General features: G+C 73.4%; 19 protein-coding genes. 12 read left to right on the top strand and 7 right to left on the bottom strand.

Annotation, left to right across the window (positions count from 1 at the left end; all coding sequences use genetic code 11):
• Positions 1-32 precede the first annotated feature (32 nt).
• From JK361_RS30700 to JK361_RS30710, 3 genes are all read right to left on the bottom strand, one after another.
• On the bottom strand, positions 33-740 hold the full coding sequence (locus tag JK361_RS30700) for a response regulator (protein WP_201824380.1): 708 nt from the start codon (positions 738-740) through the stop codon (positions 33-35).
• A 153-nt stretch (positions 741-893) separates the two neighbouring features.
• Entirely contained in the window at positions 894-1,628 is a 735-nt protein-coding gene (locus tag JK361_RS30705; protein ID WP_201824381.1) for a L,D-transpeptidase family protein, read from the bottom strand.
• 92 nt (positions 1,629-1,720) lie between these two features.
• On the bottom strand, positions 1,721-3,130 hold the full coding sequence (locus JK361_RS30710) for a M1 family metallopeptidase (RefSeq protein ID WP_201824383.1): 1,410 nt from the start codon (positions 3,128-3,130) through the stop codon (positions 1,721-1,723).
• A gap of 168 nt (positions 3,131-3,298) precedes the next feature.
• Here JK361_RS30710 and JK361_RS30715 point away from each other — a divergent pair, with 168 nt between their 5' ends.
• Positions 3,299-3,646 (top strand): DUF488 domain-containing protein, encoded by a 348-nt coding sequence (locus JK361_RS30715; RefSeq protein WP_201824385.1) that lies wholly within the window; start codon positions 3,299-3,301, stop codon positions 3,644-3,646.
• A gap of 2 nt (positions 3,647-3,648) precedes the next feature.
• On the opposite strand, the gene JK361_RS30720 is transcribed toward JK361_RS30715, so the two are convergent.
• The gene (locus JK361_RS30720; protein ID WP_201824387.1) at positions 3,649-5,322 is read right to left on the bottom strand and encodes an FAD-binding dehydrogenase; all 1,674 of its coding nucleotides are present in this window, start codon (positions 5,320-5,322) and stop codon (positions 3,649-3,651) included.
• A 47-nt stretch (positions 5,323-5,369) separates the two neighbouring features.
• Positions 5,370-5,999, bottom strand: coding sequence for a TetR/AcrR family transcriptional regulator (locus tag JK361_RS30725; protein WP_201824389.1), 630 nt, complete (start codon positions 5,997-5,999; stop codon positions 5,370-5,372).
• Between the two features lie 129 nt (positions 6,000-6,128).
• On the opposite strand from JK361_RS30725, the gene JK361_RS30730 reads away from it, so the two are divergent.
• The 3 genes from JK361_RS30730 (at position 6,129) to JK361_RS30740 (ending at position 9,024) form a co-directional block, all read left to right on the top strand.
• Positions 6,129-6,761, top strand: coding sequence for an alpha-ketoglutarate-dependent dioxygenase AlkB (locus tag JK361_RS30730; RefSeq protein ID WP_201824391.1), 633 nt, complete (start codon positions 6,129-6,131; stop codon positions 6,759-6,761).
• 120 nt (positions 6,762-6,881) lie between these two features.
• A complete protein-coding gene (locus tag JK361_RS30735) occupies positions 6,882-7,628 on the top strand; it encodes an MBL fold metallo-hydrolase (RefSeq protein ID WP_201824393.1) in 747 nt (248 codons plus the stop codon).
• 160 nt (positions 7,629-7,788) lie between these two features.
• Complete coding sequence (locus JK361_RS30740; protein ID WP_201824395.1) at positions 7,789-9,024, top strand: DUF4032 domain-containing protein; 1,236 nt, start codon at positions 7,789-7,791, stop codon at positions 9,022-9,024.
• 1 nt (position 9,025) lies between these two features.
• On the opposite strand, the gene JK361_RS30745 is transcribed toward JK361_RS30740, so the two are convergent.
• Entirely contained in the window at positions 9,026-9,892 is an 867-nt protein-coding gene (locus tag JK361_RS30745) for a universal stress protein (protein ID WP_201824397.1), read from the bottom strand.
• 351 nt (positions 9,893-10,243) lie between these two features.
• Here JK361_RS30745 and JK361_RS30750 point away from each other — a divergent pair, with 351 nt between their 5' ends.
• The 5 genes from JK361_RS30750 (at position 10,244) to JK361_RS30770 (ending at position 19,361) form a co-directional block, all read left to right on the top strand.
• Complete coding sequence (locus JK361_RS30750; RefSeq protein WP_201824399.1) at positions 10,244-11,920, top strand: NAD(P)/FAD-dependent oxidoreductase; 1,677 nt, start codon at positions 10,244-10,246, stop codon at positions 11,918-11,920.
• On the top strand, positions 11,917-13,368 hold the full coding sequence (locus JK361_RS30755; protein ID WP_201824400.1) for an ATP-binding protein: 1,452 nt from the start codon (positions 11,917-11,919) through the stop codon (positions 13,366-13,368). Before JK361_RS30750 ends, JK361_RS30755 begins: the two co-directional genes overlap by 4 nt.
• Positions 13,365-13,715 (top strand): UBP-type zinc finger domain-containing protein, encoded by a 351-nt coding sequence (locus tag JK361_RS30760; RefSeq protein WP_201824402.1) that lies wholly within the window; start codon positions 13,365-13,367, stop codon positions 13,713-13,715. Before JK361_RS30755 ends, JK361_RS30760 begins: the two co-directional genes overlap by 4 nt.
• Positions 13,716-14,161: 446 nt before the next feature.
• Positions 14,162-17,164 carry a helix-turn-helix transcriptional regulator gene (locus JK361_RS30765; RefSeq protein ID WP_201824404.1) on the top strand — a complete coding sequence of 1,001 codons (3,003 nt, stop codon included), beginning with the start codon at positions 14,162-14,164 and terminating at the stop codon, positions 17,162-17,164.
• A gap of 331 nt (positions 17,165-17,495) precedes the next feature.
• On the top strand, positions 17,496-19,361 hold the full coding sequence (locus JK361_RS30770) for a SpoIIE family protein phosphatase (protein ID WP_201824406.1): 1,866 nt from the start codon (positions 17,496-17,498) through the stop codon (positions 19,359-19,361).
• A gap of 64 nt (positions 19,362-19,425) precedes the next feature.
• Here JK361_RS30770 and JK361_RS30775 read toward each other — a convergent pair whose 3' ends face one another.
• Positions 19,426-21,213, bottom strand: coding sequence for a M4 family metallopeptidase (locus JK361_RS30775; protein WP_201824408.1), 1,788 nt, complete (start codon positions 21,211-21,213; stop codon positions 19,426-19,428).
• A gap of 310 nt (positions 21,214-21,523) precedes the next feature.
• Between JK361_RS30775 and JK361_RS30780 the strand changes: the two genes are divergently transcribed.
• The 3 genes from JK361_RS30780 to JK361_RS30790 all read left to right on the top strand — a co-directional run bounded on the left by JK361_RS30780 (position 21,524) and on the right by JK361_RS30790 (position 25,442).
• The gene (locus tag JK361_RS30780) at positions 21,524-22,801 is read left to right on the top strand and encodes a serine hydrolase domain-containing protein (RefSeq protein ID WP_201824409.1); all 1,278 of its coding nucleotides are present in this window, start codon (positions 21,524-21,526) and stop codon (positions 22,799-22,801) included.
• Between the two features lie 371 nt (positions 22,802-23,172).
• Complete coding sequence (locus tag JK361_RS30785; RefSeq protein ID WP_201824417.1) at positions 23,173-24,708, top strand: CAP domain-containing protein; 1,536 nt, start codon at positions 23,173-23,175, stop codon at positions 24,706-24,708.
• 56 nt (positions 24,709-24,764) lie between these two features.
• Positions 24,765-25,442 carry an AIM24 family protein gene (locus JK361_RS30790; RefSeq protein WP_201824419.1) on the top strand — a complete coding sequence of 226 codons (678 nt, stop codon included), beginning with the start codon at positions 24,765-24,767 and terminating at the stop codon, positions 25,440-25,442.
• Positions 25,443-25,564: the final 122 nt, after the last annotated feature.

A 25,564-nucleotide genomic window follows, 5' to 3' on the forward strand; every position in this document is an offset into this window, starting at 1 on the left:
CGCCCGCCCCTCGGCCCCGGACCGCCGGCGCCTCACGGCCGGGCGCCGCTCAGCTTGTAGCCGACGCCGAACACGGTCAGCAGCCGCACCGGGCGGCGCGGGTCGGCCTCGATCTTGCGGCGCAGGTTCATAATGTGCACGTCGACGGCCCGCTCGGTGGAGGCCCGGTCGAAACCGCGGGTGCAGTGCAGCAACTGCCGCCGGGTGAAAACCCGTTCCGGCTCGCTCGCCATGGCCAGCAGGATCTGGAACTCGGCGGGCGTGCACTCCACGAGTGCGCCGTCGCAGCGCACCTCGTGCCGTACCGGGTCGACGCCGATCCCGCCCGCGCGTACGGCGGGTTCGTCGTCCCGGGCGCCGGCGCCCCGTCCGCTGCGCCTCAGGACCGTACGGATACGGGCCATCAGCTCGCGCGGGCTGTACGGCTTGGTCATGTAGTCGTCGGCGCCCAGTTCGAGGCCGAGCAGCACGTCGTCCTCGGCGGAGCGGGCGGTGAGCATCACGACCGGTGTGCCGGGGTGTTCCGCGCTCGCGCGCAAGGCCCGGCACACTCCGAAGCCGTCGACGACCGGGAGCATGAGGTCGAGGACGACGAGGTCGGGGCTCAGCCGGCGGGCCGCGTCGATCGCCGCGGCGCCGTCGTGCACCACCGTCGCGGTGTGCCCCTCGGCCAGCAGCGACCGGCGGATGAGTTCGGCCTGCTTCTCGTCGTCCTCGGCGACCAGTACGTGTGCGCACATGAGTTCGGATCCTAGGGTGTCTGACATGCGGCGGGATCGCCCGAATGGCGGCGGGCGGGACGTCACAGGCCCTCAGCCCCTCGGCGGGGCCGGGCCGCGAGCCCCTCGGTAGGGACGGGCCCTGTGCCCCGCGGCGGGTGCGGGCCCGGGGCCTCAGCGGGCGAGCCAGTCCGCGTGGCCCATGACGACGGCCGGGTGCCGGGCCGGGTCCAGGGTGCGCAGGAGTTCCTTCATGTGGGCCTTGGCGACGCTGACGCAGCCGTGGGTGGGCCCGCCGTGGTCGACGTGCAGCCACACGCCGCCGCCGCGCTTGGGACCGAGGGGCCGGGTCCAGTCCAGGGGCGAGGTGCCGGGCTTGCGGTTGTAGTCGATGGCGACGACGTAGTCGAAGGAGCCCTCCAGCAGTTCGCCCTCGAAGCCGGTGCCGGGCGAGTGGAAGCCGCCGGAGTGGTGGTACGGGAGCCTGCTGCCGGGGTCCGGGAGCAGGCCGCCGGCGTCGGAGAGGGTGTAGACGCCGAGCGGGGAGCGCAGGTCACCGATCATGTGGTGGGCGCTCCAGCCGCGCAGTGCGTTGTGGGCCGGCCAGGCCGGGCCCGCCTGCCAGCCGGTGGCGGTGCGCTGGTGCAGGACGGCCGTGCAGAGCGGGGAGTTCGGGCCGCGCCCGGTGACGACGACGGCCTGGCCGCAGCGCTCGGGTATCTCCGCCAGCCGCTCGGGGCCGAGCCCGGGTATGCCCCGCGGCGCCGGCTCCGTGGGCGTCCCGGGAGTGGGCGCCGGCGCCGGGCGGCGGGCGGGTGTCCGGCGCTCGGTCGCCTCGGCTCCGCCGCCGCAGCCGGTGAGCAGCAGCGGGGAGGCGAGGAGTGCGACGGCGGTTCTGCGTTGGATCACGGGTCGACCTTGGCCGACAGTTGTTTGGAAGTGGTCAGGGCCCGGGTCGCCCGGCGGCGGCCGGGGCCGAGGCCCGCGGAAGTGGTCGGCGCTCAGGCGGTGTTCGGCTTGCCCGGCGTGTACAGCCAGGTGTGGAACAGCCCGTCGAGCCGCTTCCCCGACTTCTCCTCGGCAAGCCTGACGAACTGTGCGGTCGTACCGTGCCCGCCGCGATGGCCGCCCGCCCAGGCGCGCAGGATCCGGAAGAAGTCGCGGTCGCCGACGGCCCGGCGCAGTTCGTGCAAGGCCATCGCGCCGCGGGCGTAGACGGGTGTGCCGAAGATCCGGGCGCCGCTGCCCGGATCGCCGGGCGGGTAGGCCCACAGGCCGTCGCTCGCGGGCCGGGCGTACAGGGCGTCGAACGTCCGCTGGGCGCTGTCACCGCCGTGCTGCTCGGCGTAGAGCCACTCGGCGTAGGTCGCGAAGCCCTCGTTGAGCCATATGTCCTTCCAGGCGGTGAGGGAGACGGAGTCGCCGAACCACTGGTGGGCGCTCTCGTGGACGAGGGTGTCGAGAGTGGGCGCCGAGTCGTAGAGCGGCCGGGTCTGGGTCTCCAGGGCGTAGCCGACGTCGGGGGCGTGGTCGACGATCGCGCCGGCGGCCCGGAACGGGTACGGCCCGAACAGCCTGCTCTCCCACTCCAGCACGGCGGGCAGCCGCTTCAGGACGGGCGCGGCGGCGCGCGCCTCGCGGGCGTCCACGGCGTTGTACACCTGGATGCCGTCGCGGGTGGTGTACCGCTCGACCCGGAACCTGCCGATGGTGGCGGTGGCCAGGTAGGCGGCCATGGGCCGGGTCTCCCGCCAGCGGAAGGTGGTCCGGCCGTGGGCCGTGCGCCGTCCGAGCAGGACGCCGTTGGCGACGGCGGTGCGTCCCTGCGGCACGGTGATCGTGAAGTCGTACGACGCCTTGTCCTTGGGGTGGCCGTTGACCGGGAACCAGGTCATGGCACCCTGCGGCTCGCCCGCGACGAACGCGCCGTCGTCGGTGGGGATCCAGCCGTCCGCCGAGCCGTCGGGGTCGGTGACCGGCTTCGGGGTGCCGTGGTAGGCGACCCCGACGCGGAACCGCTGTCCTGCGCGCAGGGCCCGGCGCGGGGTCACGACCAGTTCCTGGCCATCGCGCCGGAAGGCCGCCGCCCGGTGGTCGACGGTGACGGCGGTGACCGTCAGGCCCTTCAGGTCGAGGTCGAAGCGGGTGAGCCGTTCGGTGGCGCGGGCGGTGAGTTCCGCCGTGGCGTCCAGGCGGCGGGAGCCGGTGTCGTAGCGGAGCGTCAGACCGTAGTGGCGGACGTGGTATCCGCCGTTGCCGCTGAGCGGGAAGTACGGGTCGCCCGCTCCGGACCCGCCGGTGCCGCCCGGCGCCGCGGGTCCGGCGGCGCCGAGGAGGGCCGCCACGGCGACGGGGACGGTGGCGAGTGCGGTGGTACGGCGGCGCGCGGGCTGTCTGCGGGGTGGCGTCACATGCGCTCCTCGGGGAGTGACCGGTGATCGACTGGCCGTCAGACTAGGGGTGGCGGCGGCCGGGATTCCCCCTTGTTCCGGTCAAGTCGTGCCGCGTCGCCGCCCGGTGGGCGCGGCGGAGCGCAGTACGCTCGCAACCACCGTCCCCAACCCGGAAGGTCCCCGACCGTGAGTGTGCGCGTGCGCCGGATCTACGACCCGCCCGAGTCCGACGACGGCCTGCGTGTGCTGGTCGACCGGCTGTGGCCGCGCGGCCTGGCCAAGGACGCGGCGCGGATCGACGAGTGGCCCAAGGGGCTCACGCCGTCGAGCGAGCTGCGCACCTGGTATCACGGGGGCGGCTCGTACGACGAGTTCCGCGCCCGGTACGAGGCGGAACTGGACGCGCCGGAGGCCGCCGAACTGCTCGACGGCCTCCGGAAGTCGGCCCACGAGGGGCCCGTGACACTGCTGACGGCGTCGAAGAGACCCGAGCAGAGCCACGCGACGGTGCTGGCGGAGTTGCTGAAGGGCTGAGGTCAGGCGGTCTGCCGGGCCGCCGCACGCCCCGCGGCCCGCCCCGAGAACAGGCAGCCGCCGAGGAAGGTGCCCTCCAGGGCGTTGTAGCCGTGGACACCGCCGCCGCCGAACCCGGCCACCTCACCCGCCGCGTACAGCCCCTCGATCGGGGTGCCGTCGGCGCCGAGGGCGCGGGAGTCCAGGTCGGTCTGGATGCCGCCGAGGGTCTTGCGGGTCAGCACACGCATCCGGACCCCGATGAGGGGGCCCGCGGCCGGATCGAGGATGCGGTGCGGGGCGGCGACCCGGCCGAGCCGGTCGCCGATGTAGCGGCGGGCGTTGCGGATGCCCTGGACCTGGGAGTCCTTGCTGTAGGGGTTGGCGATCTGCAGGTCGCGGGCCTCGATCTGGCGGCGCACCTCGGCCGCGTCCAGCAGCGGCTTGCCGGTCAGGCCGTTCATCTTCTCGACCAGCTGCTCCAGGGTGCCCGCGGTGACGAAGTCCGCGCCCTTGTCGAGGAAGGCCCGCACGGGTGCCGGGGCGCCCTTGCCGAGCAGCCGGTCGCGCAGTACGGCCTTGCGGTCCTTGGCGGTGATGTCGGGGTTCTGCTCGGAGCCGGAGAGCGCGAACTCCTTCTCGATGATCTTCCGGGTGAGGATGAACCAGGAGTGGTCGTGTCCGGCGATGTCGTCGGTGGTGCGCAGGTACTCGAGCGTGCTCAGGGTGTCGTATCCGGGCAGGCAGGGGTCGGGGAGCCGGCGGCCCAGGGCGTCCAGCCAGACGGAGGAGGGGCCGGGCAGGATGCGGATGCCGTGGCCGGGCCAGACCGGGTCCCAGTTCTCCAGGCCCTCGGTGTAGTGCCACATGCGGTCGCGGTTCACGAGCCGGACTCCGGCCTCGGCGCTGATGTCGAGCATGCGGCCGTCGACGTAGGCCGGGACGCCGGTGACCATCTCGGCAGGGGGCGTGCCGAGCCGCTCGGGCCAGTAGCGGCGGACGATGTCGTGGTTGGCGCCGATGCCTCCGGTGGTCACGACGACGGCCTGGGCGGTCAGCTCGAAGTCGCCGACGCGGTCGCGGCTGGAGGAGACACCGCGCGGGGAGTCGTCGGGGGCGAGGACGGTGCCGCGGACGCCGCGCGCCGTGCCGTCCTCGACGACCAGCTCGTCCACCTGGTGGCGGTGGTGGAAGGTGAGCAGCCCGTCCCGGGCGGCCTGCCGCGCGTACCGGACGAAGGGCTCGACCACTCCGGTGCCGGTGCCCCAGGCGATGTGGAAGCGGGGCACGGAGTTGCCGTGTCCGTCCGCCCGCAGGTCGCCGCGCTCGGCCCAGCCGACGGTGGGCAGCAGCTCGATGCCGTGCCCCTGGAGCCAGGACCGCTTCTCGCCGGCCGCGAACTCGACGTAGGCGCGGGCCCAGCGCACCGCCCAGGAGTCCTCGTCGGCGAGCCGGTCGAACCGGGCGCTGCCCTGCCAGTCGTTCCAGGCGAGGCCGAAGGAGTCCTTGATGCCGAGGCGGCGCTGTTCGGGCGTGTCGACGAGGAAGAGCCCGCCGAAGGACCAGAACGCCTGGCCGCCGAGGTTTGCGGCGTTCTCCTGGTCGACCAGGGCCACCCGACGGCCCCGGCTGGTGAGTTCATGCGCTGCGACCAGGCCGGCGAGGCCCGCTCCGACGACGATGACGTCCGCGTCCATGGCGTCCGTGTCCTTCCTGACGGTGCTCGTGACTGGCCCGCTGCGGGCTATGAGGGGATGCGGCTGCCGTCCGTCAGCAGCGCGGTGAGCAGCTGTTTGAGCCAGGCCCGGGCGGCCTCGACGTCCCGGTCCAGCAGCAGTTGGGTGGTGACTCCGTCGTACGCGGCGACCACGGCGTGGGCGGCGCCCTCGGCGTCGCCCAGGACGGCGGGCAGTGCGGTGTGTCCGCGGGCCCGGAAGAGCCGGTCGGCGATGGCTTCGCGGAGCCGGGCGCGGTGGTCGAGGAGGGCCCGGGCCACGTCCGGGGCACGGGCGGCGTGCACCAGGAAGTCGGTCTTCACCAGCAGCCAGTCCACGTCGAGCAGCAGTACCTCGGTGACCCGGTCCACGGCGGCGGGCACGTCCAGGCCGGGGCCGTCCTGGGCGAGCGCGTCGGCCACCTGGGCCGCGATGAGGTCGGCGCGCTCCTGGTACAGGGCGAAGAACAGCTCGTCCAGGGTGGCGAAGTTGGAGTAGAAGGCGCCCCGGCTGAACCCGGCCGCCTCACAGATCTCCTCGATGGAGACCCGCCCGAAGCCCTTGGCCGCGAACACGGCGAACGCGGCGTCGAGCAGCCGGGCCCGGGTGCGGACCCGGCGCCGGGTGACGCGTCTGGGTGTCTCTTCGGTCGCTTCCATCGGTGCCCGCCTCCGTTTCGATACACGAACGTATCGGATACACCGTTGTATCGAAAGCCCTCGGGAACCTGATCGGGCACACCTTCAGCCGAATGGAACGTATTTTCGATTCGGGGGTACGCTGGGTTCATGGCCACGCACCTCCAGGGCTCCCTGTTCGACCAGACCGACGAGCTGCGGCTCGGCCCGCTGCACGGGCTGCGCCGGACCGAGCTGGGCGCGGGTGCCTGGATCGACGTCCTGCCGGGCTGGCTGAGCGGTGCCGACGCCCTGTTCGAACAGCTGGCCGCCGACGTGCCGTGGCGGGCGGAGCGGCGCAAGATGTACGACAACGTGGTCGCCGTGCCCCGGCTGCTGGCCTACTACGGGGCGCTGGACCCGCTCCCCCACCCGGTGCTGGACGAGGCCCGCGCCGCCCTGTCCCGGCGCTACGCGGACGAGCTGGGCGAGCCGTTCGCCACCGCGGGGCTGTGCTTCTACCGCGACGGCCGGGACAGCGTTGCCTGGCATGGGGACCGCATCGGGCGGGGCGCCCGCGAGGACACCATGGTCGCGATCCTCTCCGTCGGCGCGCCCCGGGACCTGCTGCTGCGCCCGGCCGGCGGAGGCGGCGGCGGCACGCTGCGCCGGCCCCTCGGCCACGGCGACCTCCTCGTGATGGGCGGCTCCTGCCAGCGCACCTGGGAGCACTGCGTCCCGAAGACCAGCCGGGCCACGGGCCCGCGCATCAGCATCCAGTTCCGGCCGCACGGCGTGCACTGACGCCACGCGGGCCCGGGCTACGGCAGCCTGGTCCCCGACACCACCGCGTCCCTTGCGCGAGGCGTCGCCCCGTCTGGTTGGCTGTCCCCGACGATTCGCCGCTCAGGGCTCGGAGACATCATGCGGGTTGAGGTAGTCCAAGTCGCCGACGGCACCTACCTGGTGCACGGCCACAACACCAACTGGGTGATCCTGAAGGACGGCGACGCCGTCACGCTGGTGGACACCGGCTATCCCGGTGACCGGCCGGGGCTCCTGGAGTCCCTCGCCGCGGTGGGAAGTTCACCGGACGCGGTGGCCGCCGTCCTGATCACCCACGCGCACAACGACCACCTGGGCTCCGCCGAACACCTGCGTGCCGTCCACGGCACCCCGGTCTATCTGCACCCGACCGAGGTCCCGCACGCCCGGCGGGAGTTCCTCCAGCAGGCCGACATCGCCGGCGTGGTCCGCAACGCCTGGCGGCCCGGTGTCCTGCCCTGGGCGGTGCACGTGATGCGCGTGGACGGCCTGAAGAGCTATCCCGTCGCGGCGCCCGAGCCGTTCCCGGCCGACGGGCCGCTCGACCTGCCGGGCCGGCCGGTTCCCGTGCACACGCCCGGTCACACGGACGGCCACTGCGTCTTCCACCTGCCCGGCGCCGGGATCGTGATCTCCGGGGACGCGCTGGTCAGCGGGCACGCCACCACCCGTGTCAAGGGCCCGCAGATGCTGCTCGACTTCTTCCACCACGACCGCGCGCGGGCCCTGGACTCCCTGGAGCTGATCGGCGCGCTCGACGGCGACACCCTGCTGCCCGGACACGGACCGGTCCACCGGGGTTCCGTACGGGCGGCCGCCGACCAGGCCCGGGAACGGGCTTCGTAGAACGGAGGCCCGCAACTCCGGCCCTCCGGCGGACCGGGCCTCGCAGAACGGGCGGGCCCGGAAATCCTGCCCCGGCGGGCCGGGCCCCACGGAGCGGGCTTCCGGTCCCCGGCGGACCATGCCTGCTGGAACACGCGCGCACGGCCTTAGGGTTCGTGCCATGGCCTTGCAGATCAGCGCCACGAATCCGGAGCATCCCGCGCTCCTGCTCGCCCTGCCGTGGGACACCCCGCTGGAGGAGTGGCCCGAGGAGTACCTCGTGCCACTCCCCCGCGGCATCTCCCGGCACGTGGTGCGCTACGCGCACGCCGGCGACGAGGTGATCGCCGTCAAGGAACTGGCCGAGCGGCCCGCGCTGCGCGAGTACCAGCTGCTGCGCGACCTGGACCGGCTCGGCATCCCCGCCGTCGACGCCCTCGCCGTGGTCACCGGCCGCACCGACGGCTCCGGCGCCCCGCTGGAGCCGGTGCTGGTCACCCGGCATCTGCGCGGCTCGATGCCGTACCGGTCGATGTTCGAGACGACCATGCGCCCGGCGACCATGCACCGGCTGATGGACGCCCTCGCCGTGCTGCTGGTGCGTCTGCATCTGGCGGGGTTCGCCTGGGGCGACTGCTCGCTGTCGAACACCCTGTTCCGGCGGGACGCGGGAGCCTACGCCGCCTATCTGGTCGACGCAGAGACGGGTGACCTCCACCCCCGGCTCAGCCCCGGGCAGCGGGATTACGACCTGGACCTGGCCCGGGTGAACATCAGCGGCGAGCTGCTGGACCTGGAGGCGTCCGGCGCGCTGCACCCGTCCGTCGACCCGGTCGAGTTCGGCCACGAGATCTGCACCCGCTACCAGGGACTGTGGCAGGAGCTGACCCGCACCTCGGTGTACCCGGCGGGCAAGTACCACTACATCGAGCGCCGGATCCGCCGGCTGAACGACCTCGGTTTCGACGTCGCCGAGATGCAGATCGAGCGCTCCTCCAACGGCGACACGGTCACCTTCGTGCCGAAGGTCGTGGACGCCGGCCACCATCAGCGTCAGTTGCTGCGGCTGACCGGTCTGGACACCGAGGAGAACCAGGCGCGGCGGCTGCTGAGCGACCTGGAGAGCTGGATGGCCACCCAGGACGACTACGCCCCCGGCGATCCCCTAGCGGCCCGGCCGGAGGTTCTGGCCCACCGGTGGGTCCGGGACGTGTTCCGGCCCACCGTGCGCGCGGTTCCGCCCGAAGCGCGCGGTGCCGTGGACCCGGCCGAGATCTACCACCAGCTGCTCGAACACCGCTGGTACCTGTCCGAGCGCGCGCAGCACGACATAGGACTCGGCACCGCCGTCGAGGACTACGTCGCGAACGTCCTGCCCGACGCCCGCGCCCCCCTGGAGCCGGACGGCCCGGAGTGATTCACTCGTGCGGGATCACGGCCACCGGGCATTCGGCGTGGTGCAGCATCCCGTGCGCGACCGAGCCGATCCGGGCGCCGACCGCCGTGCGGCGCGCCCGGCGCCCGACGACCATCAGCTGGGCGCGCCCGACGACCGACAGCAGCACCTGGGCGGCGCTGCCCATCTCGACGTGCTCGGCCACGGGCACCTCGGGGAACCGCTCGCGCCAGGGCTGGAGGGCCTCGGCCAACGCCTGCTTCTCGTACGGTTCGAGACCGCCCGCGTCGTCGAGGAGCTTGAGCGAACCGGGGCTGTAGGCGAAGACGGGCGGCAGGGTCCACGCCCGGACGGCCCGGACGGCCGCGCCGCGGGCCGCCGCCGTCTCGAAGGCGAACCGCAGCGTCGCGGCGCTGTCCTCGGGGCCGCCGTGCTGGCCCACCACGACGTCCCGGCCGGCCGCCTCCGCGGCGGGTGCGGCCCCGGCGCGCACCAGGACGACGGGCCGGGCCGCCTCCGCGACCACCTGCTGGCCGACGGAGCCCAGCAGGAACCCGACGACACGCCCGTGCCCGCGCGAACCGAGCACCAGCATCTCGGCCTCGGCCGCCGTCGCGGCCAGCGCGTGCGCGGCCGCGCCCTCGACCACGTCGGTGGTCACCGTCAGCCCCGGATGCCGCTCGGAGACCGCACGCACCGCCTCCGTCACCCCCTCCGACACCCACCGGTGCTGGGTGTCCCGGTCGGCGGCGGCGAGCGTCTCGGCGTACCGCCAGGCGTGCACCACGCGCAGCGGCAGGTCCCGGCGCACGGCCTCGCGGGCCGCCCAGTCCAGCGCGGCCAGACTCTCCTCGGTACCGTCCACCCCTGCCGTGATCGGGCGTGTCATCCCTGGGCCTCCTCGAGAAAATCCATGAAGTCGCGGAGCCAGTCTTCACCAGGCTGCGGCCATGACCCCGCAATGGGAACAGGTGACCGTCGACGCGGCCGGCCCGGTGGCCATGGGGCACCGGTGTGCCGAGGCGCCGGACCGGGCGTCGGCCGGGGCGAACAGCCGTGGGGGCCGCTCGCGGATCCGGAGGGCGACGAGTTCTGCCTGCTCGGCGAGCCGCGCGGCTGATCACGGCCGGTTCCTGATCCCGGAGCGAACCCGGGCGATCGAACATACGATGGGCTGGAACCGGTGCGGTGGTCCCCACGACACCGTCCCGCGGGATCCGACACTCGGGTGGGGAGAGGCATGGCACAGGCCGCCGACGCTGCGCGGACCGTCATCCTGACCGTGGACGACGACCCGGGGGTCTCCCGCGCCGTCGCGCGCGACCTCCGGCGCCGCTACGGCGAGTCCTACCGGATCGTGCGCGCGGAGTCCGGCGAGTCCGCGCTGGACGCGCTGCGCGAGCTGAAGCTGCGCGGCGACCTGGTGGCGGTGATCCTGGCCGACTACCGCATGCCGCAGATGAACGGCATCGAGTTCCTGGAGCAGGCGCTCGACGTGTACCCGGGGGCGCGGCGGGTGCTGCTGACCGCGTACGCGGACACCAACGCGGCGATCGACGCGATCAACGTGGTCGACCTGGACCACTATCTGCTCAAGCCCTGGGATCCGCCGGAGGAGAAGCTCTATCCGGTGCTGGACGACCTGCTGGACGCCTGGCGCAACAGCGCCTACCGGCCGGTGCCCGCCACCAAGGTCGTGGGCCACCGCTGGTCGGCGCGGTCGTCGGACGTGCGCGAGTTCCTGGCCCGCAATCAGGTGCCGTACCGCTGGTACTCGGTGGAGGAGCCGGAGGGGCAGCGGCTGCTGGCGGCGGCCGGTGAGGACGGCCGGCGGCTGCCGCTGGTGATCACCCCGGACTGCACCGTCCTGGTCGAACCCGAGGCGCCCGAACTGGCCGCGCGGGTGGGCCTGGCCACGAGTCCGGCGGCCGACTTCTACGACCTGGTCGTGATCGGCGGCGGTCCGGCCGGACTGGGTGCCGCCGTGTACGGGGCCTCGGAGGGGCTGCGGACCGTGCTCGTGGAGCGGTCGGCGACCGGTGGCCAGGCCGGGCAGAGTTCGCGGATCGAGAACTACCTGGGCTTCCCCGACGGCGTCTCCGGCGCCCAGCTCACCGACCGGGCGCGGCGGCAGGCGGCCAAGTTCGGCGCCGAACTCCTCACCGCCCGCGAGGTGACGGGACTCGAGGTCAACGGCGCCGCACGGATCGTACGGTTCGCGGACGGCTCGTCGATCGCCGCGCACAGCGTGATCCTCGCGACCGGGGTGCAGTACCGGCAGCTGGAGGCCACCGGCTGCACCGACCTGACCGGCTGCGGGGTGTTCTACGGCTCGGCGCTGACCGAGGCGGCCTCCTGCCAGGGGCACGACGTGTACATCGTCGGCGGCGCCAACTCGGCGGGCCAGGCGGCGATGTACCTGTCCCGGTTCGCCAAGTCGGTGACGCTGCTGGTGCGCGGCGCCGACCTGTCGGCGTCGATGTCGTACTACCTGATCCAGCAGATCAACGACGCCCCGAACATCTCCGTGCGCTGCCGCACGGTGGTCGACGCCGCGCACGGCACCGATCGCCTGGAGCAGCTGACGCTTCGTCATATGGCGTCGGGTGAGACCGAACAGGTCGACGCCCAGTGGATGTTCGTGTTCATCGGTGCGGCCCCGCTGACCGACTGGCTGGGCGAGACGGTGCTGCGCGACGAGCGCGGCTTCATCCTGGCCGGGCCCGACCTGACCGCCGACGGACGGCCGCCCGCCGGCTGGGAGCTGGACCGGCCCCCGTACCACCTGGAGACCAGCATTCCCGGCGTGTTCGTGGCGGGCGACGCGCGCGCCGAGTCCGCCAAGCGTGTCGCGTCCGCCGTAGGAGAGGGAGCCATGGCCGTGATGCTCGTCCACCGGTATCTGGAGCAGTCATGAGCGGGCAGGTCATGCCCTGCAGCCCCAAGGAGATCGGCTCGCTGTTCCTCTTCGAGAAGCTGAGCCCCGAGCAGCTCGGCCGGCTGTGCGCGGCGGGGCGGGTGGAGCTGTTCCAGCCGGGCCCGGTGTACACCGAGGGCGACCCCGCCACCTGCTTCTTCGTGATGATCGAAGGCACGGTCGTGCTGTCCCGGCGGGTGGGCGGTGACGACGTCGAGGTCACCCGGGCCTCGCAGCGCGGGGTGTACGCGGGCGCGATGCAGGCCTATCTCGGCGACCGGGTGCGGCAGGTCTACAACAACTCCATGCGGGTCACGGTGCCGACGCGGTTCTTCGTGCTGCCGGCCGATCTCTTCGCGGACGTGATGCGCGAGTGGTTCCCGATGGCCGTGCACCTGCTGGAGGGCCTGTTCTTCGGTGCGAAGAACACCCAGGCGATGATCGGCCAGCGGGAACGGCTGCTGGCGCTGGGCTCGTTGTCGGCGGGGCTCACGCACGAGCTGAACAACCCCGCCGCGGCCGCGGTGCGGGCCACCGCGACGCTGCGGGAGCGGGTCGCGAAGATGCGGCACAAGCTCGCCCTGATCGCCGAAGGGCGGTTCACCCACGAGGTGCTGGCGAGCCTGGTCGAGATCCAGGAGCGCACCGCGGAGCGGGTGGCGAAGGCGCCGGTGCTCAGCCCGCTGGAGGCCAGCGACCGGGAGGACACGCTCACCGACTGGCTGGAGGACCGCGGCATCGACTACGGCTGGCAGGTGGCGCCCACCTTCGTGCAGGCCGGGCTGGACGTCGACTGGCTGGAGCAGGTCGCGGCGACGGTGGACGAGGAGATCCTGCCCAACGCGGTGGGCTGGCTCAACTACACCATCGAGACCGAGCTGTTGATGAACGAGATCGAGGACTCGACCACCCGCGTCTCGCACCTGGTCGACGCGGCCAAGCAGTACTCGCAGCTGGACCGGGCCCCGTACCGGGAGGTGGACGTGCACGAACTCCTCGACAGCACGCTGCTGATGCTGTCCGGGAAGATCGGGCCGGGCATCGAGGTCGTCAAGGAGTACGACCGCTCGCTCCCGCCGGTCCCCGCCTACCCGGCGGAGCTGAACCAGGTGTGGACGAACCTCGTCGACAACGCCGTCTCGGCCATGAACGGCGCGGGCGGCCAGGGCACGTTGACCGTGCGGACGGGGCTCGACCACGAGCGCCTGCTGGTGGAGTTCCGGGACACCGGGCCCGGCGTCCCGCCGGAGATCAAGGACCGGATCTTCGACCCGTTCTTCACCACCAAGCCGGTCGGCGAGGGCACCGGGCTCGGTCTGGACATCTCCTGGCGGATCGTCGTCAACAAGCACCACGGCAGCCTGCGGGTCGCGTCGGAGCCCGGCGACACCCGCTTCCAGGTGCTGCTGCCCCTGACCGCGGAGACCCCCGACGAGGAGCCGGTATGAACAGCGCCGACGGTATCGATCCGCACGTGCCGCCCAGCGGCCCGGGCTGCGTGGAGTGCGAGGAGGCGGGCGGCTGGTGGTTCCATCTGCGCCGCTGTGCGCAGTGCGGGCACATCGGCTGCTGCGACGACTCCCCCGCGAAGCACGCCACCGCCCACTACCGGGCGACCGGACACCCGGTGATCCGCAGCTTCGAGCCGGGCGAGGGCTGGTTCTGGAACTACGTCACCGCCGAGACGTACGCCTCCGGTCCCGAACTCGCCGCTCCCGCCAGCCACCCCGCCGACCAGCCGGTCCCGGGCCCGGCGGGCCGGGTGCCGGAGGACTGGGCCCGCACACTGCGCTGAGTCCGGACGGGCCGCGGGACCGGTGAGGGCGTGCCCGTGCCGAGGCCCTGCCGGCACGCGACGACGGGAAGTGCAGCGGGCGCGCGTCGGCGATGCCGAGGTCCGTCGGGCGTGAGGTGGCGGGGGTACCGGGACCCGGCGGCCCGCAAGGGCGGGAAGTGCAGCGGGCGCGCGCCCGCGATGCCGAGATCCGTCGGGCGTGAAGGTGCCGAGACCCGGCGGCCCCGCGAGGGTGGGGAAGCCCGGCGGCCCCGCGAGGGTGGGGAGGCGCGGCGGGTGCGCGTCGGCGATGCCGAGGCGGCGGGCGTGGGGGTGCGGTCGTGGCAGGGTGCGGGGGTTCGGTCGTGGCAGGGGTGCGGGGGTGCGGTCGGCGCGCGAACGTGGGGGCGCGGTGCCGGGGCGCAGGTCGCGGGGGCGTGCTCGGTGCCGCGTGACAGGATGGGGCCGTGTCGCAGACCGCCTTCACCACAACGCCGTTGATCGGCCGGAACGAGGAACTGGCCCGGCTCATGGGCGTGCTGGAGCGTGCCCGGAGCGGCGCGGCGGGTGCCGTGCTGCTCGCCGGGGACGCCGGGGTCGGCAAGACGCGGCTCCTCGACGAGGTCGCCGGGCGGGCGGCGCGGGCCGGCACGACCGTGGTCACCGGGCACTGCGTGGACCTCGGGGACGTCGGCCTGCCGTACCTGCCGTTCACGGAGATCCTCGGCGTCCTCGCCGCCGACGAGCGGTTCACGGCCGTCCTGGCCGCGCATCCTGCGGTGCACCGGCTGCTGGGCTCCGGCCCGGACCCGGCCGGCGGCCCGGACGGACGGCTCCGGCTCTTCGAGGACGTCGCCGGGCTGCTGGCCGACCTGGCCGCCGTGGCCCCGCTGCTGCTCGTCCTGGAGGACCTGCACTGGGCCGACCAGTCCTCCCGTGACCTGCTGCGCTTCCTGTTCAGCCGGGGCGTGCTGCACCGGCCGGGCGGCGGCCCCGACCGGCGGCTCGCGGTCCTCGCCTCCTACCGCGCCGACGATCTGCACCGCCGCCACCCGCTGCGGCCCCTGCTCGCCGAGCTGGTCCGGCTGCCGGGCGTGGAGCGCCTGGAGCTGCGGCCGCTGCCGGATCCGGAGGTCGCGCGGCTGGTGCGGGCCCTGGAGGACCGGCCGCTGCCCGACGCCGTCGTGCACGGCATCGTCGCCCGCGCGGAGGGCAACGCGTTCTACGCGCAGGAGCTGTTCGCGGCGGCCGAGGGCGGTTCCCCCTGCACGAACGGCGCCGGGAACGGCGCGGTGGACGCCGACGGGGTGCCCAGCGGCCTCGCCGACCTGCTGCTCATCCGGGTCGAGCAGCTGTCCGAGACCGCCCAGCAGGTGCTGCGGACCGCCGCCGTGGCCGGGCGGCGCGTGGAGCACGCGCTGCTGCGCGAGGCGGCCGGGCTGCCGGAGGACACGCTGGAGGCGGCCCTGCGGGCGGCCGTCGGCCACCAGTTGCTCCTCGCCCGGGACGACGGCACCTACGCCTTCCGGCACGCTCTGACCCGCGAGGCGGTCTACGCCGACCTGCTGCCCGGCGAGCGGTCCCGGCTGCACGGCGCCTACGCCCGGCTGCTCGCGGCCCGCGGTCGGACCCCGGAGACCGCGGCGGAACGCGCCCACCACTCCCGGGAGAGCCACGACCTGCCGGAGGCGCTCGCGGCCTGTCTGGAGGCGGCCGACCACGCCCGGCGGCTGGGCGCACCCGCCGAGGAGCTGCGGCATCTGGAGGCCGCCCTGGACCTGTGGGCGTCGGTGCCGGCGTCCGACCGGCCCGCCGGGCAGGAGCTGGACCGGATCACGCTCACCCTGCGCGCCTCGGCCGCCGCGGCCCACGCCGGCGAGTTCCACCGCGCCGTCTCGCTGACCCGGGCGGCGCTCGCCGGGGTCGGCCAGGACGCCGACGACGAGCTGGCCGCCCGGGTCCGGTACACGCTGGCCGGGAACCTGCTGACCGTGGACAGCCTGGCCGCCGCGTTCCGCTACAGCAGCGAGGCGCTGGCGATGATCCCCGCCGAACCGCCGTCGCGGACCTGGGTGTGGGCGGCGGCCACCCATGCCTCGGCCGCCCGGCAGGTCGGCGAGGAGGCCACCGCGCTGCGCGTCGGCCGGCAGGCCCTGCGGGCGGCGGAGCAGCTGGGCATGACCGCCGCCCGGGCCGACCTGCTGGTCTCCCTGGCGAACGCCGAGGGCGGCGGCCGGCGCTCCCGGGAGGGCCAGGAGCGGCTGCGGCAGGCCCGGGACCTGGCCCGCACCGCCGGGAACGCCCCGGTGGAGCTGCGCGCCCTGTTCAGCCTGGCGATGGGCGCCTTCGAAGCCGGTGACCTGCCCGCGTGCCTGCCCGTGCTGACCGACGGCCTCGACCGGGCCCGCCGGGCCGGGCTGCTGTCCTCGGCGTATCCGCTGGAGATGCGCTACCTCCAGCTGCTGGCGCTGTACACGCTGGGCCGTTGGGACGAGTGCCTGCGGGTAGCGGCCGAAGCGGCCCCCGCCCTGCCCGCGGCGGGCGGCGCCTTCGCCACCAGCCCCGCCCTGTACGTGGCACTGGCCCGCGGCGACGAGAGCGCCGCCGACCGGGCCCGTGCGCTGCTCAAGGGCCCGTTCGACTGGATGGGCGCGCTGGTCGCGGGGATCGTGCTCACCGACGACGCCGCGCGTCGCGGAGACGTGGAGGAGGCCGTGGCGCGGATGCGGGAGGCGGTCGCGGCGCTCGGTGACGGTACGGCGCGCCGGCCGGGTGTGACGGTCCGGCTGGCCGCGCTCTGTCTCGCGGCGGTCGCCGACCGGGCGGTGGAGTCGCGGCGTGCGGGCGACGCCGGCGGCGACCCGGCCCGCTGGGCGGACACGGCGACCGAGCTGGTGGAGCTGGCGCGGGCCACGGCCGGCCGGGACCACGAGGGCAGGGCGCAGGGTCCGGAGGGCCAGGCATGGCTGGCCCGTGCCGAGGCGGAGTGGGCGACGGTCGTGTCGGGGCCCGATCCGGCGGCCTGGGAGAAGGCGGTCGTCGCGTTCGAGCACGGCGACGCCTACGAGCAGGCGCGCTGCCGGCTGCGCTGGGCGTGGGCGCTGCTGGCCGTGGAGCGGCGGGCGGAGGCGGCGGAGCAGGCGCGGCGGGCCCGCGAGACGGCGGCCGCACTCGGCGCGGCACCGCTGCTGGAGCGGATCGACACACTGACCCGCAGGAGCCGGCTCGGGGCCGGCGCGGACGGGGGTGACGCCGCGCCGCTGACCGCGCGGGAGCGGGACGTGCTGCGGCTCCTCGCCCTGGGCCGCAGCAACCGGCAGATCGGTGAGGAGCTGTTCATCACCGGCAAGACGGCGAGCGTGCACGTCTCCAACATCCTCGCCAAGCTGGGCGCCGCGAGCCGCACGGAGGCGGTCGCGGTCGCCCATCGCCGCGGTCTGATCGCACCGCAGCCCGCCGCGCCCGTGTGACGGCGCCGGGAAGGCCCGACGGCCCGGCCGGTGCCGGTCCGCGGCTCCACCGGTCCGCGCACGTGTGCCGCGTTTGGGCACGCACAGCACGCCGCCGGCTCCCCGCGGTGTGACCGCGCCGGGTGCGGGCCTCGACCGTGACGGTGCCGGTCCGGCTCGCCCGGACGGCGATCGCCCGGACGGCGGTCGGCCGGTCGGCGATCGCCCGGACGGACGGTCACAGGACTAGAGGGGCGGTCGGCGGGCACGCAGACAGACGGGACAGCTGTGGCAGCGCTCGCTCCCCGCGGCGCCGCCACAGCCGAACCGACCACTGAGGAGCGGTGGGCGCATGACGGGACCGGATGACGCCGTGGACCCCGGCTTCGCGGGTGCTGTCCTGGACAGCGTCGGCGCGGGCGTCTTCACCATGGACGCGGACGGGCTCATCACGTACGTCAATCCGTGGGCGGAACGGCTGCTGGCGCGGGCGGCGGCGGAGATGCTGGGGTGCGACGGGCACGACCTCCTGCACCGTCGTCCCGACGGCGGGACGGTCCCACGGGAGCAGTGCCTGATGCAGGCGCCGTTGCTGGGCAGCCGGGACGCCGAGGAGGGCAGCGAGGAGTACTTCCTGCGGGGCGACGGCACCACCCTGCCGATCATCTGGTCGACGACACCCCTCGTGCTGGGCGGGCAGAAGAGCGGGCTGGTGGTCGTCTTCAGCGACTTCAGCCTCCATCGTGACGCCGAGGAACGGGCCGCCGCCCACACGGCCGCCCTCGAAGCGCTGACCGGCCGGCTGAACCTGCTCGCGGACATCTCATCGGTGCTGATGTCGAGCATGGACGTCGCCACCACGGCGCGTCGGCTGCTTCCCCTGCTGGTTCCGGCCATCGGGGACTGGGCCGCGGTCGACCTGGTCGACGCGCGGTCCGCCGTACTGGAGCGCGTAGCGGTGCGCCTCGCCGGCCCCCCGCACCGGGCGGAGCACCTGGAGGGCCCGCTGCCGCCGCCCGCGGGCGCGTATCCGCCTGGAGGCGCGTCCGGTGACCGGCCGGTCCTGCTGAGAGCCGCAGATCTGCGGGATCCGAGCGCGCCCTTCGCCGCCACGCACCGGATCCTGTTCGACACGCTCGGCGGCCGGCACGCCGCGGTGGTCCCGGTCCGTTCCCGTCACCGCGACTACGGAACGCTGACCGTGGGCCGGCGCGCGGACGCCCCCGGCCTCGCCGAACCCGAGGTCCGGCTGCTGGCGGACATCGGCCGGCGCCTGGCCCTCGTACTGGACAACACGCGGCTCTACGACGAGCAGCGCAACGTCGCCGAGACCATGCAGCGCCAGCTGCTGGCACCGCTGCCCCAGGTCGACCACCTGCGGATGACCGCGCGCTACCTGCCCGCGCAGAGCGCCATGGAGATCGGCGGCGACTGGTACGACGCCTTCCTGCTCCCCGACGGCGTCATGGCCCTGGTCATCGGCGATGTGGTGGGCCACGATCTGCAGGCCGCGGTGCACATGGCGGAGGTCCGCAACATGCTGCGCGCGCTGGCCTGGACCCATGTGGAACCGCCCAGCATGATCATGCGCCGGCTGGACGAGGCGGTGACCCACACCAGCGACGCGCCCATGGCCACACTGGTCTTCGCCCGTGTCGAAGGCCCCGACGGGGGCCCTTGGCGGCTGCACTGGGTCAACGCCGGCCACCCACCGCCGCTCCTCGTCACAGCCGACGGGGACACCCGCTTCCTGACCAGCGGGCACGGACCGCTGATCGGTATGAGCGCCACCCTCCACCTGGGGCTGAGCTGGCCGGACGCCTCCGAGGAGCTGCCCGCCGAAGCCACCCTGCTCTTCTACACCGACGGCCTCGTCGAAAGCAGGGACCGCCCCATCGACGCGGGCATGGACAAGCTCCGCCACCACGCCTCCGCCCTCGTCCGGAGCCTTTCCGGGCAGAGCGTGGACGTCTTCTGCGACGAGCTGCTGCGACGCCTCATGCCCTCCGGCGACGACACCGCCCTGCTCGCCCTGCGCCTGCCGACGGCCGGCGCCGGTGCGCCCGGCGACGAGAGGCCGCCACCGCCCCCGCAGACCTCCCGCAGCCCCGCCGCTCCGGACAGGGCCGCGCCCGGCTCGCTGGAGGAACAGGCCCCGGTGAAGGACCCCACACGGCGATCGCCGGGCGCCGGGGGCCCGGAGTGGCCCGGCCTGTAGGCGGACATGCGGATGCCCCGCGCGGGGCGGGGCATCCGGTGGTGCTGGTGTGCGCTGCCGTCCGTCAGTGACGGGCCTGCGGCGTGTTGGCGGCGGTCACGTTGACCGCGGCCCACGACCTGTTGACCGTCTTGTACTCGGTGCTGTTCGCGCCGTACAGGTCCTTGGCCGCCTTCAGGGTCGCGATGCGCGCCTGGTGGAAGTCGGTCGTGGAGACCATGTAGCGGGTGAGCGCACGGTAGTAGATGGCGGTCGCCTTGGTGCGGCCGATGCCCTTGACCGTGAGGTTGTGGTACGTCGGCGAGTTGTAGGTGACGGTGCCGATCTTCTTCTTGCCGCTGCCCTCCGCGAGGAGGTAGTAGGCGTGCGAGGAGACACCGGAACCGGCGTGCACCTCGGTGTAGTAGGTGTCCGGCTTCCAGTAGTCGATCGTGCCCTCGAGCTTGTCGAGGGACGGGTGGTCGAGGCGGCGCAGGAACTTCTGCGCGAGGCCCAGCTTCTCACCGACCAGGTAGTCCGGCGTGTCCTTCGTGTTCTTGGCGTAGAACTCGACGTTGGAGCCGAAGATGTCGGCGAGCGACTCGTTGAGCGAGCCGGGCTCGCCGTACTGGTTGCCCTCCGAGTCGACGATGGTCGGCTGGAGGTTGGCGGTCGCCTCCACCACGCCGTGGGTCAGCTCGTGACCGGTGACGTCGAGGACCACGAGCGGCTTCTTGAACATCTGGCCGTCGCCGTCGCCGTACAGCATGCAGTTGCAGGTCGGGTCCCAGAAGGCGTTGGCGACCTTCTTGCCCCAGTGGACCATCGCCTGGGCGGGCTTGCTGTTGTTGGCGATGCCCTTGCGCTTGAACGTGGACTTGTAGAAGTCCAGCGTCTTGGTGATGCCGTACTGGGCGTCGGCAGCGGCGCTGACCCGGCTGGTGGTCTTGTTGTTGCCCCACACGTTGGTCGTGTTGGTGAGCTTCGCACCGGCGCTGAACTTCTCCGTGTACGAGCCCTTGGCGTCCCGCGTCTCGGTGCCGTACCGGCTCGGGTCCTTGAGCTGGTAGTGGCCGCGCGAGGTCGCGGTGGTGGTGAGGCTGACGTTGCCCACGAAGAGGGTCTTGCCGGTGCCCCTGGCGGACGTCGGGTAGTGCGTGACGCCGGACAGGCCGGAGCCGGTCAGGCCGGACGCGGCGGAGCCGGACTCGATGCCGGTGGCCGGGTCGGCGGTCTCGCCGCGCTCGCGCAGGGTGTCGAGCAGCTTGGGCGACAGGAACTCGTCCCGGTCGGGCGTGTTGCTGCGCACCTTGCCGGTCACCGCGTCGACGACGACCGTGCGGGAGCTGTCCTGGCCGGTGACGGTGACCTGGTAGGCGAGGGCGGAGGCGCCGCTGCGGGCGTCCACCACGAGCTGGGCGCTGCCCGCGTCGCCCTTGGCGGCCTTGGCTGCCTTGGCGGCGGCCTGGTCCGCGGTCAGCTCGGCCTTGGCGGCGGCCGGCTTGACGGCGTGGTCGGCCGCACGGGTCACGCCCGTGTAGGCCAGGGTGCGGTCGAGGTGGACGACGAGGTCGCCACCGAGCACCGGCATGTCGTTGTGGGTGCGGACGAAGCGAACGTGCCGGGCGCCCTCGGGGTCGATCATGACGTCCTGGGCGTGCAGTGCATCGCCCTTCGAGACGCCGGTCGCCGAGGCGTGCGCGAAGGCCGCGGTGTTCGCCGCCTCCACCACCGCCGCGGCGTTCGTGGCGGCGGAGGCGGAGGTCCGCTCCACCTCCTCGGAGGGACCCGCGAAGGCCGTACCGGCCAGGCCCGTGGCAGCCGTCGCCACCGCGACGGCGACCGCCACGGTGCGTATGTGCGGTCTACGCAATCTGATCAGGGTTCCTTCGTTCGAAGGCGGCTGGGGTCACCAACCGTCTTGAGGCATGGCGCAGTTGGGCGCCAAGGGGGCTGTTCTGGCCCCGAGGGGTAACCCTTGCGGATCAGTCATGGGCACGTAAAGCCGGAATGATCCATTTCGCGAACTTCTATGACAATCCTTTACGAATGGGAGCCACGGAGTGATCGCGAGATGACCCGCTGTGTGTCGGCTGTGGAGACGTCACCTCCATCCCCTAGGTTCCCTGGACGGAATGTGACCGAAATCGCATCAGAAGCCGACCCGACAGGAGTGATAGGCGATGGTCCCAACAACGGTGGTGCGGGGAGCGGTACTCGGAGCGGTGGCACTGTCGCTCCTCGCGGTCCCCGCGCAGGCCGCGACGCCGCAACCGGACGCCCCGGCTGCGCCGTCGGACGCCCCGGCGGCGCCCTCGGCGCCCGGCGCCGCGGCGGCAGACCGAGCGCCCGACACGGGGACGGCACTCCCGGCGCCCGACACGGGGACGGCGCTCCCGGCGCCCGACACGGCGGGTCTGGCCGCGGTGTTGCGGTCGGTGGTGGCTCAGGGCGCACCTGGGGCGATGGCCCGGATCGAGGACCACGGCCGGACATACCGGGCCGCACAGGGCGTTGCCGACCGCGGCACGCAGCGGGCCATCTCCACGGACGACCGGTTCCGGGTCGGCAGCATCACCAAGACCTTTTCGGCCGTGGTGCTGCTTCAGCTCGTGAACGAACAGCGGCTCGCGCTCGACGAGCCGGTCAACCGGTACCTGCCGGGTCTGCTGCCGGACGACCGGATCACGGTCCGTCAGGTGCTGAGCCACCGCAGCGGCCTGTACGACTACACGAACGACATGTTCGCCGACAGCGTCGCCGGCTTCGAGGCGGTCCGGAAGAAGGTCTTCACCTACCGGCAACTGGTCGCTCTCTCCCTGCGGAAGCCCCCCACCAACGCACCCGGCGCCGCCTACTCCTACTCCAACACCAACTTCGTCGTGGCCGGACTGCTCATCGAGAAGCTGACCGGGCAGCCCGTCCAGACCGCTTACCGGAACCGCATCATCGAACCGCTGGGACTGGACGACACGTTCTACGTCCATCCGGACACCGCGATTCCGGGCCGGTACGCGCGTGGGTACCTGACCCCGGACACGGCCGGTGCCCCGCTCGTCGACGCGACGACGCAGACCGTGTCCTGGGCGCAGAGCGCGGGGGCCGTCATCTCCAGCGCGCGGGACCTCGACGTCTTCTACAGCGCCCTGCTCGGAGGGAAGCTGCTGCCGGCGGCGCGGCTCGCGGAGATGGAGCGGTTCACCAAGGTCGACGCCACGACGGCGTACGGGCTCGGGCTGCGGCGGCGCGACCTGTCCTGCGGGATGTCGGTGTACGGGCACACGGGGGCGGTGCAGGGCTATTACTCGTACGCGTTCACCACGAAGGACGGCGGGCGGAGCGTCACGGCCGTGGCCAACACGTCGAACAACGGGAAGGTGCTGAGTGCGTTGGCGGGGACGTTGGAGTCGGCGTTCTGCGGCAAGCCGAAGAGTGGGGCGCCGAAGGCGGGGACGGAGTAGGGGGGTCACGGTCCGTCGCCGGGTGCGGGGGCGTGGGGGGGGGCCGGTCGCGCAGTTCCCCGCGCCCCTTGAGTCGGACCACGGGAACTCGACTGCGAACGGCCGGCGATGTACGACCGGTCACTGACGTCCGTCGCCGGGTGCGGGGGCGTGGGGGGGGCCGGTCGCGCCGTTCCCCGCGCCACTTCAGGGCGGGATGCGGGAACTCGGCTGCGAACGGCCGGCGATGTACGACCGGTCACTGACGTCCGTCGCCGGGTGCGGGGGCGGTCTCGCGGTTTCCCGCGCCCCCTTTCGGGGCGGGATGCGGGAACTCGGCTGTGGATGTGCGGCGTTGTGTGGGTGACGAGTGTGGACGCCGGGTGGTGGGGATGGGTGAGCTGGTGCCCGGGGGGAATGCGGTCCTCCCGGACGGGGCCGTGCGGCTGCGTGTGGCCGGTGCCTTCGATGTGTCCGCCCTGGTGACCGGGGGCGACGGAAAGGTCGGCGGGGACGCCGACTTCGTGTTCTACAACCAGCCCGACGCGCCCGGGGTCCGGTTGCGCGGTGACACCCTGACCGTCGATCCGGCCCGGCTGCGCCGCGGCGCGTGCCGGGTCACCGTCGTGGTGAGCGCGGCCGAGCCCGGCACCCCGCTCGGCCGGCTGCCGGCACCCCGGCTCGACGTCACCGACGGAGCCGGACGTGCCGTGGCCGGCTTCGCGCCACCCCGGCCGGGCGCCGAGACCGTCCTGCTGCTCGCCGAGCTGTACCTCCGCCCGGGCATCGGCTGGAAGCTGCGGGCGATCGGGCAGGGGTACGCCGACGGACTGGCCGGACTCGCCCGGGACTTCGGTGTGGACGTGTCCGACGACGGCGAGCGGACCGCTACGGCGACACCCCGACACTCCCCCAGTTCCTCCGGTGCCTCACCAGCCGACCGGAACCTGTCTGGCGGAGCATCACCGGCCGACGGCCTCCCCCGCGGGGCCACACCGGCTGACAACAGCTTCACCCGCGGGACCTCACAGGCTGACGCCGGCTTCCGCCGCAGGGCCTCACCGGCCGACCGGAACCTCTCTGGCGGAGCCTCACCAGCCGACGGCCTCCCCCGCGGGGCCTCACCGGCCGACCGGAACCTCCGTCGCGGGGTCTCACCGGTCGACGACGGCTTCATCCGGGTCGTCAACGCCGCCCGTGCCGAAGTCGGTTCACTTCCCGTCGTACCCGACCCCCGCCTGGTCTCCGCCGCGCGGGCGCACGCCCGGGCCATGGCGGGCGCGGGCCGGCTCGGCGCGGAGGGGCCGGACGGCGTGTCCGTGCACCAGCGGATATCGGCGGCCGGATACACGTACCTCGCCGTCGGCGAACACCTCGTCTCCGGCCCGCGCACCCCGACCGGGTTCGTGGAGTACTGCCTCGGTACCGAGCGGACCCGCCGCACCCTGCTCGACCCCGCCTTCCGGCATGCCGCCCTGGCCCACGCCGACGCCGGCGACCGGTTCTGGACCGCGCTGTGGGCCTCTCCCCTGACGCCGGCCGGCCTGACGCGTACGGCCGCCGAGGTCCTCGCCCTCACCAACACCGAGCGCGGCCGGGCCGGCTTGCCCCCGCTGGCCGCGGACCCGCTGCTGACCGCCGCCGCGCAGGCGCACAGCGCGGACATGGTGGCCCGGGACTTCTACGCGCACACCGCTCCCGACGGCAGCGAGCCCTGGGACCGGGCCGCCGCCGCGGGGGCCCGGCGGCGCACGATCGGCGAGAACATCGCGTGCGGCCAGCGCTCCGCCGCGGAGGTCGTGACGGACTGGATGAACAGTCCCGGTCACCGCGCCAACATCCTCAAGCGGGACTTCACGCACCTCGGCGTCGGGTTCGCGGGCGGCGGCCGGGCGGGCACGTACTGGACGCAGCTGTTCGGTGGCTGAACCGGTACCGACCGTGATCTTGGCGGAATGCCATCCTCCGGGACACCATGCCCCGCATGAAGGGTGATCTCTTTTCCAGTCAGCACGTGGTGCAGCCGGCCGTGCAGCCGGGCATGTCCGTGGAGAACGCCAAGTGCATCCGCTACACGGTCGACGGCGAGATGCACGCCCGGCAGGGCGCGATGGTCGCCTACCGCGGCAACCTCCAGTTCGAGCGCAAGGGGCAGGGCGTCGGCGGCATGCTCAAGCGTGCGGTCACGGGTGAGGGGCTGCCCCTCATGGCGGTACGCGGGCGGGGCGAGGCGTGGTTCGCGCACGAGGCGCAGAACTGCTTCGTCGTCGATGTCGAGCCCGGCGACCAGTTCACCGTCAACGGCCGCAACGTCCTGTGTTTCGACGCCTCGTTGTCGTACGAGATAAAAACGGTGAAGGGGTCGGGCATCGCCGGCGGTGGCCTGTTCAACAGCGTGTTCAGCGGGCAGGGCCGGCTCGGCCTGGTCTGCGAGGGCAACCCGCTGGTCATCCCCGTGTCCGCGCAGGCACCGGTGTACGTCGACACGGACGCGGTGGTGGGCTGGACCGCACACCTCCAGACCTCGCTGCACCGGTCGCAGTCCATCGGTTCGATGCTGCGCGGCGGTTCCGGCGAAGCCGTCCAGCTGATGCTCCAGGGAGAGGGCTTCGTCGTGGTGCGGCCGAGCGAGCTGACACCCCAGAAGCCCCAGCAGCACTGAACCATCAGCGACACCGAACCTTCAGCAGCACTGAACCATCAGCGGCACCGAACCTTCAGCAGCACTGAACCTTAAGCAGCACTGAACCTTCACATGTGATCCGTACCCCAGGGCAACCCCCG

The organism is Streptomyces musisoli (assembly GCF_016741855.1).
Classification (GTDB): Bacteria; Actinomycetota; Actinomycetes; order Streptomycetales; family Streptomycetaceae; genus Streptomyces; species Streptomyces musisoli.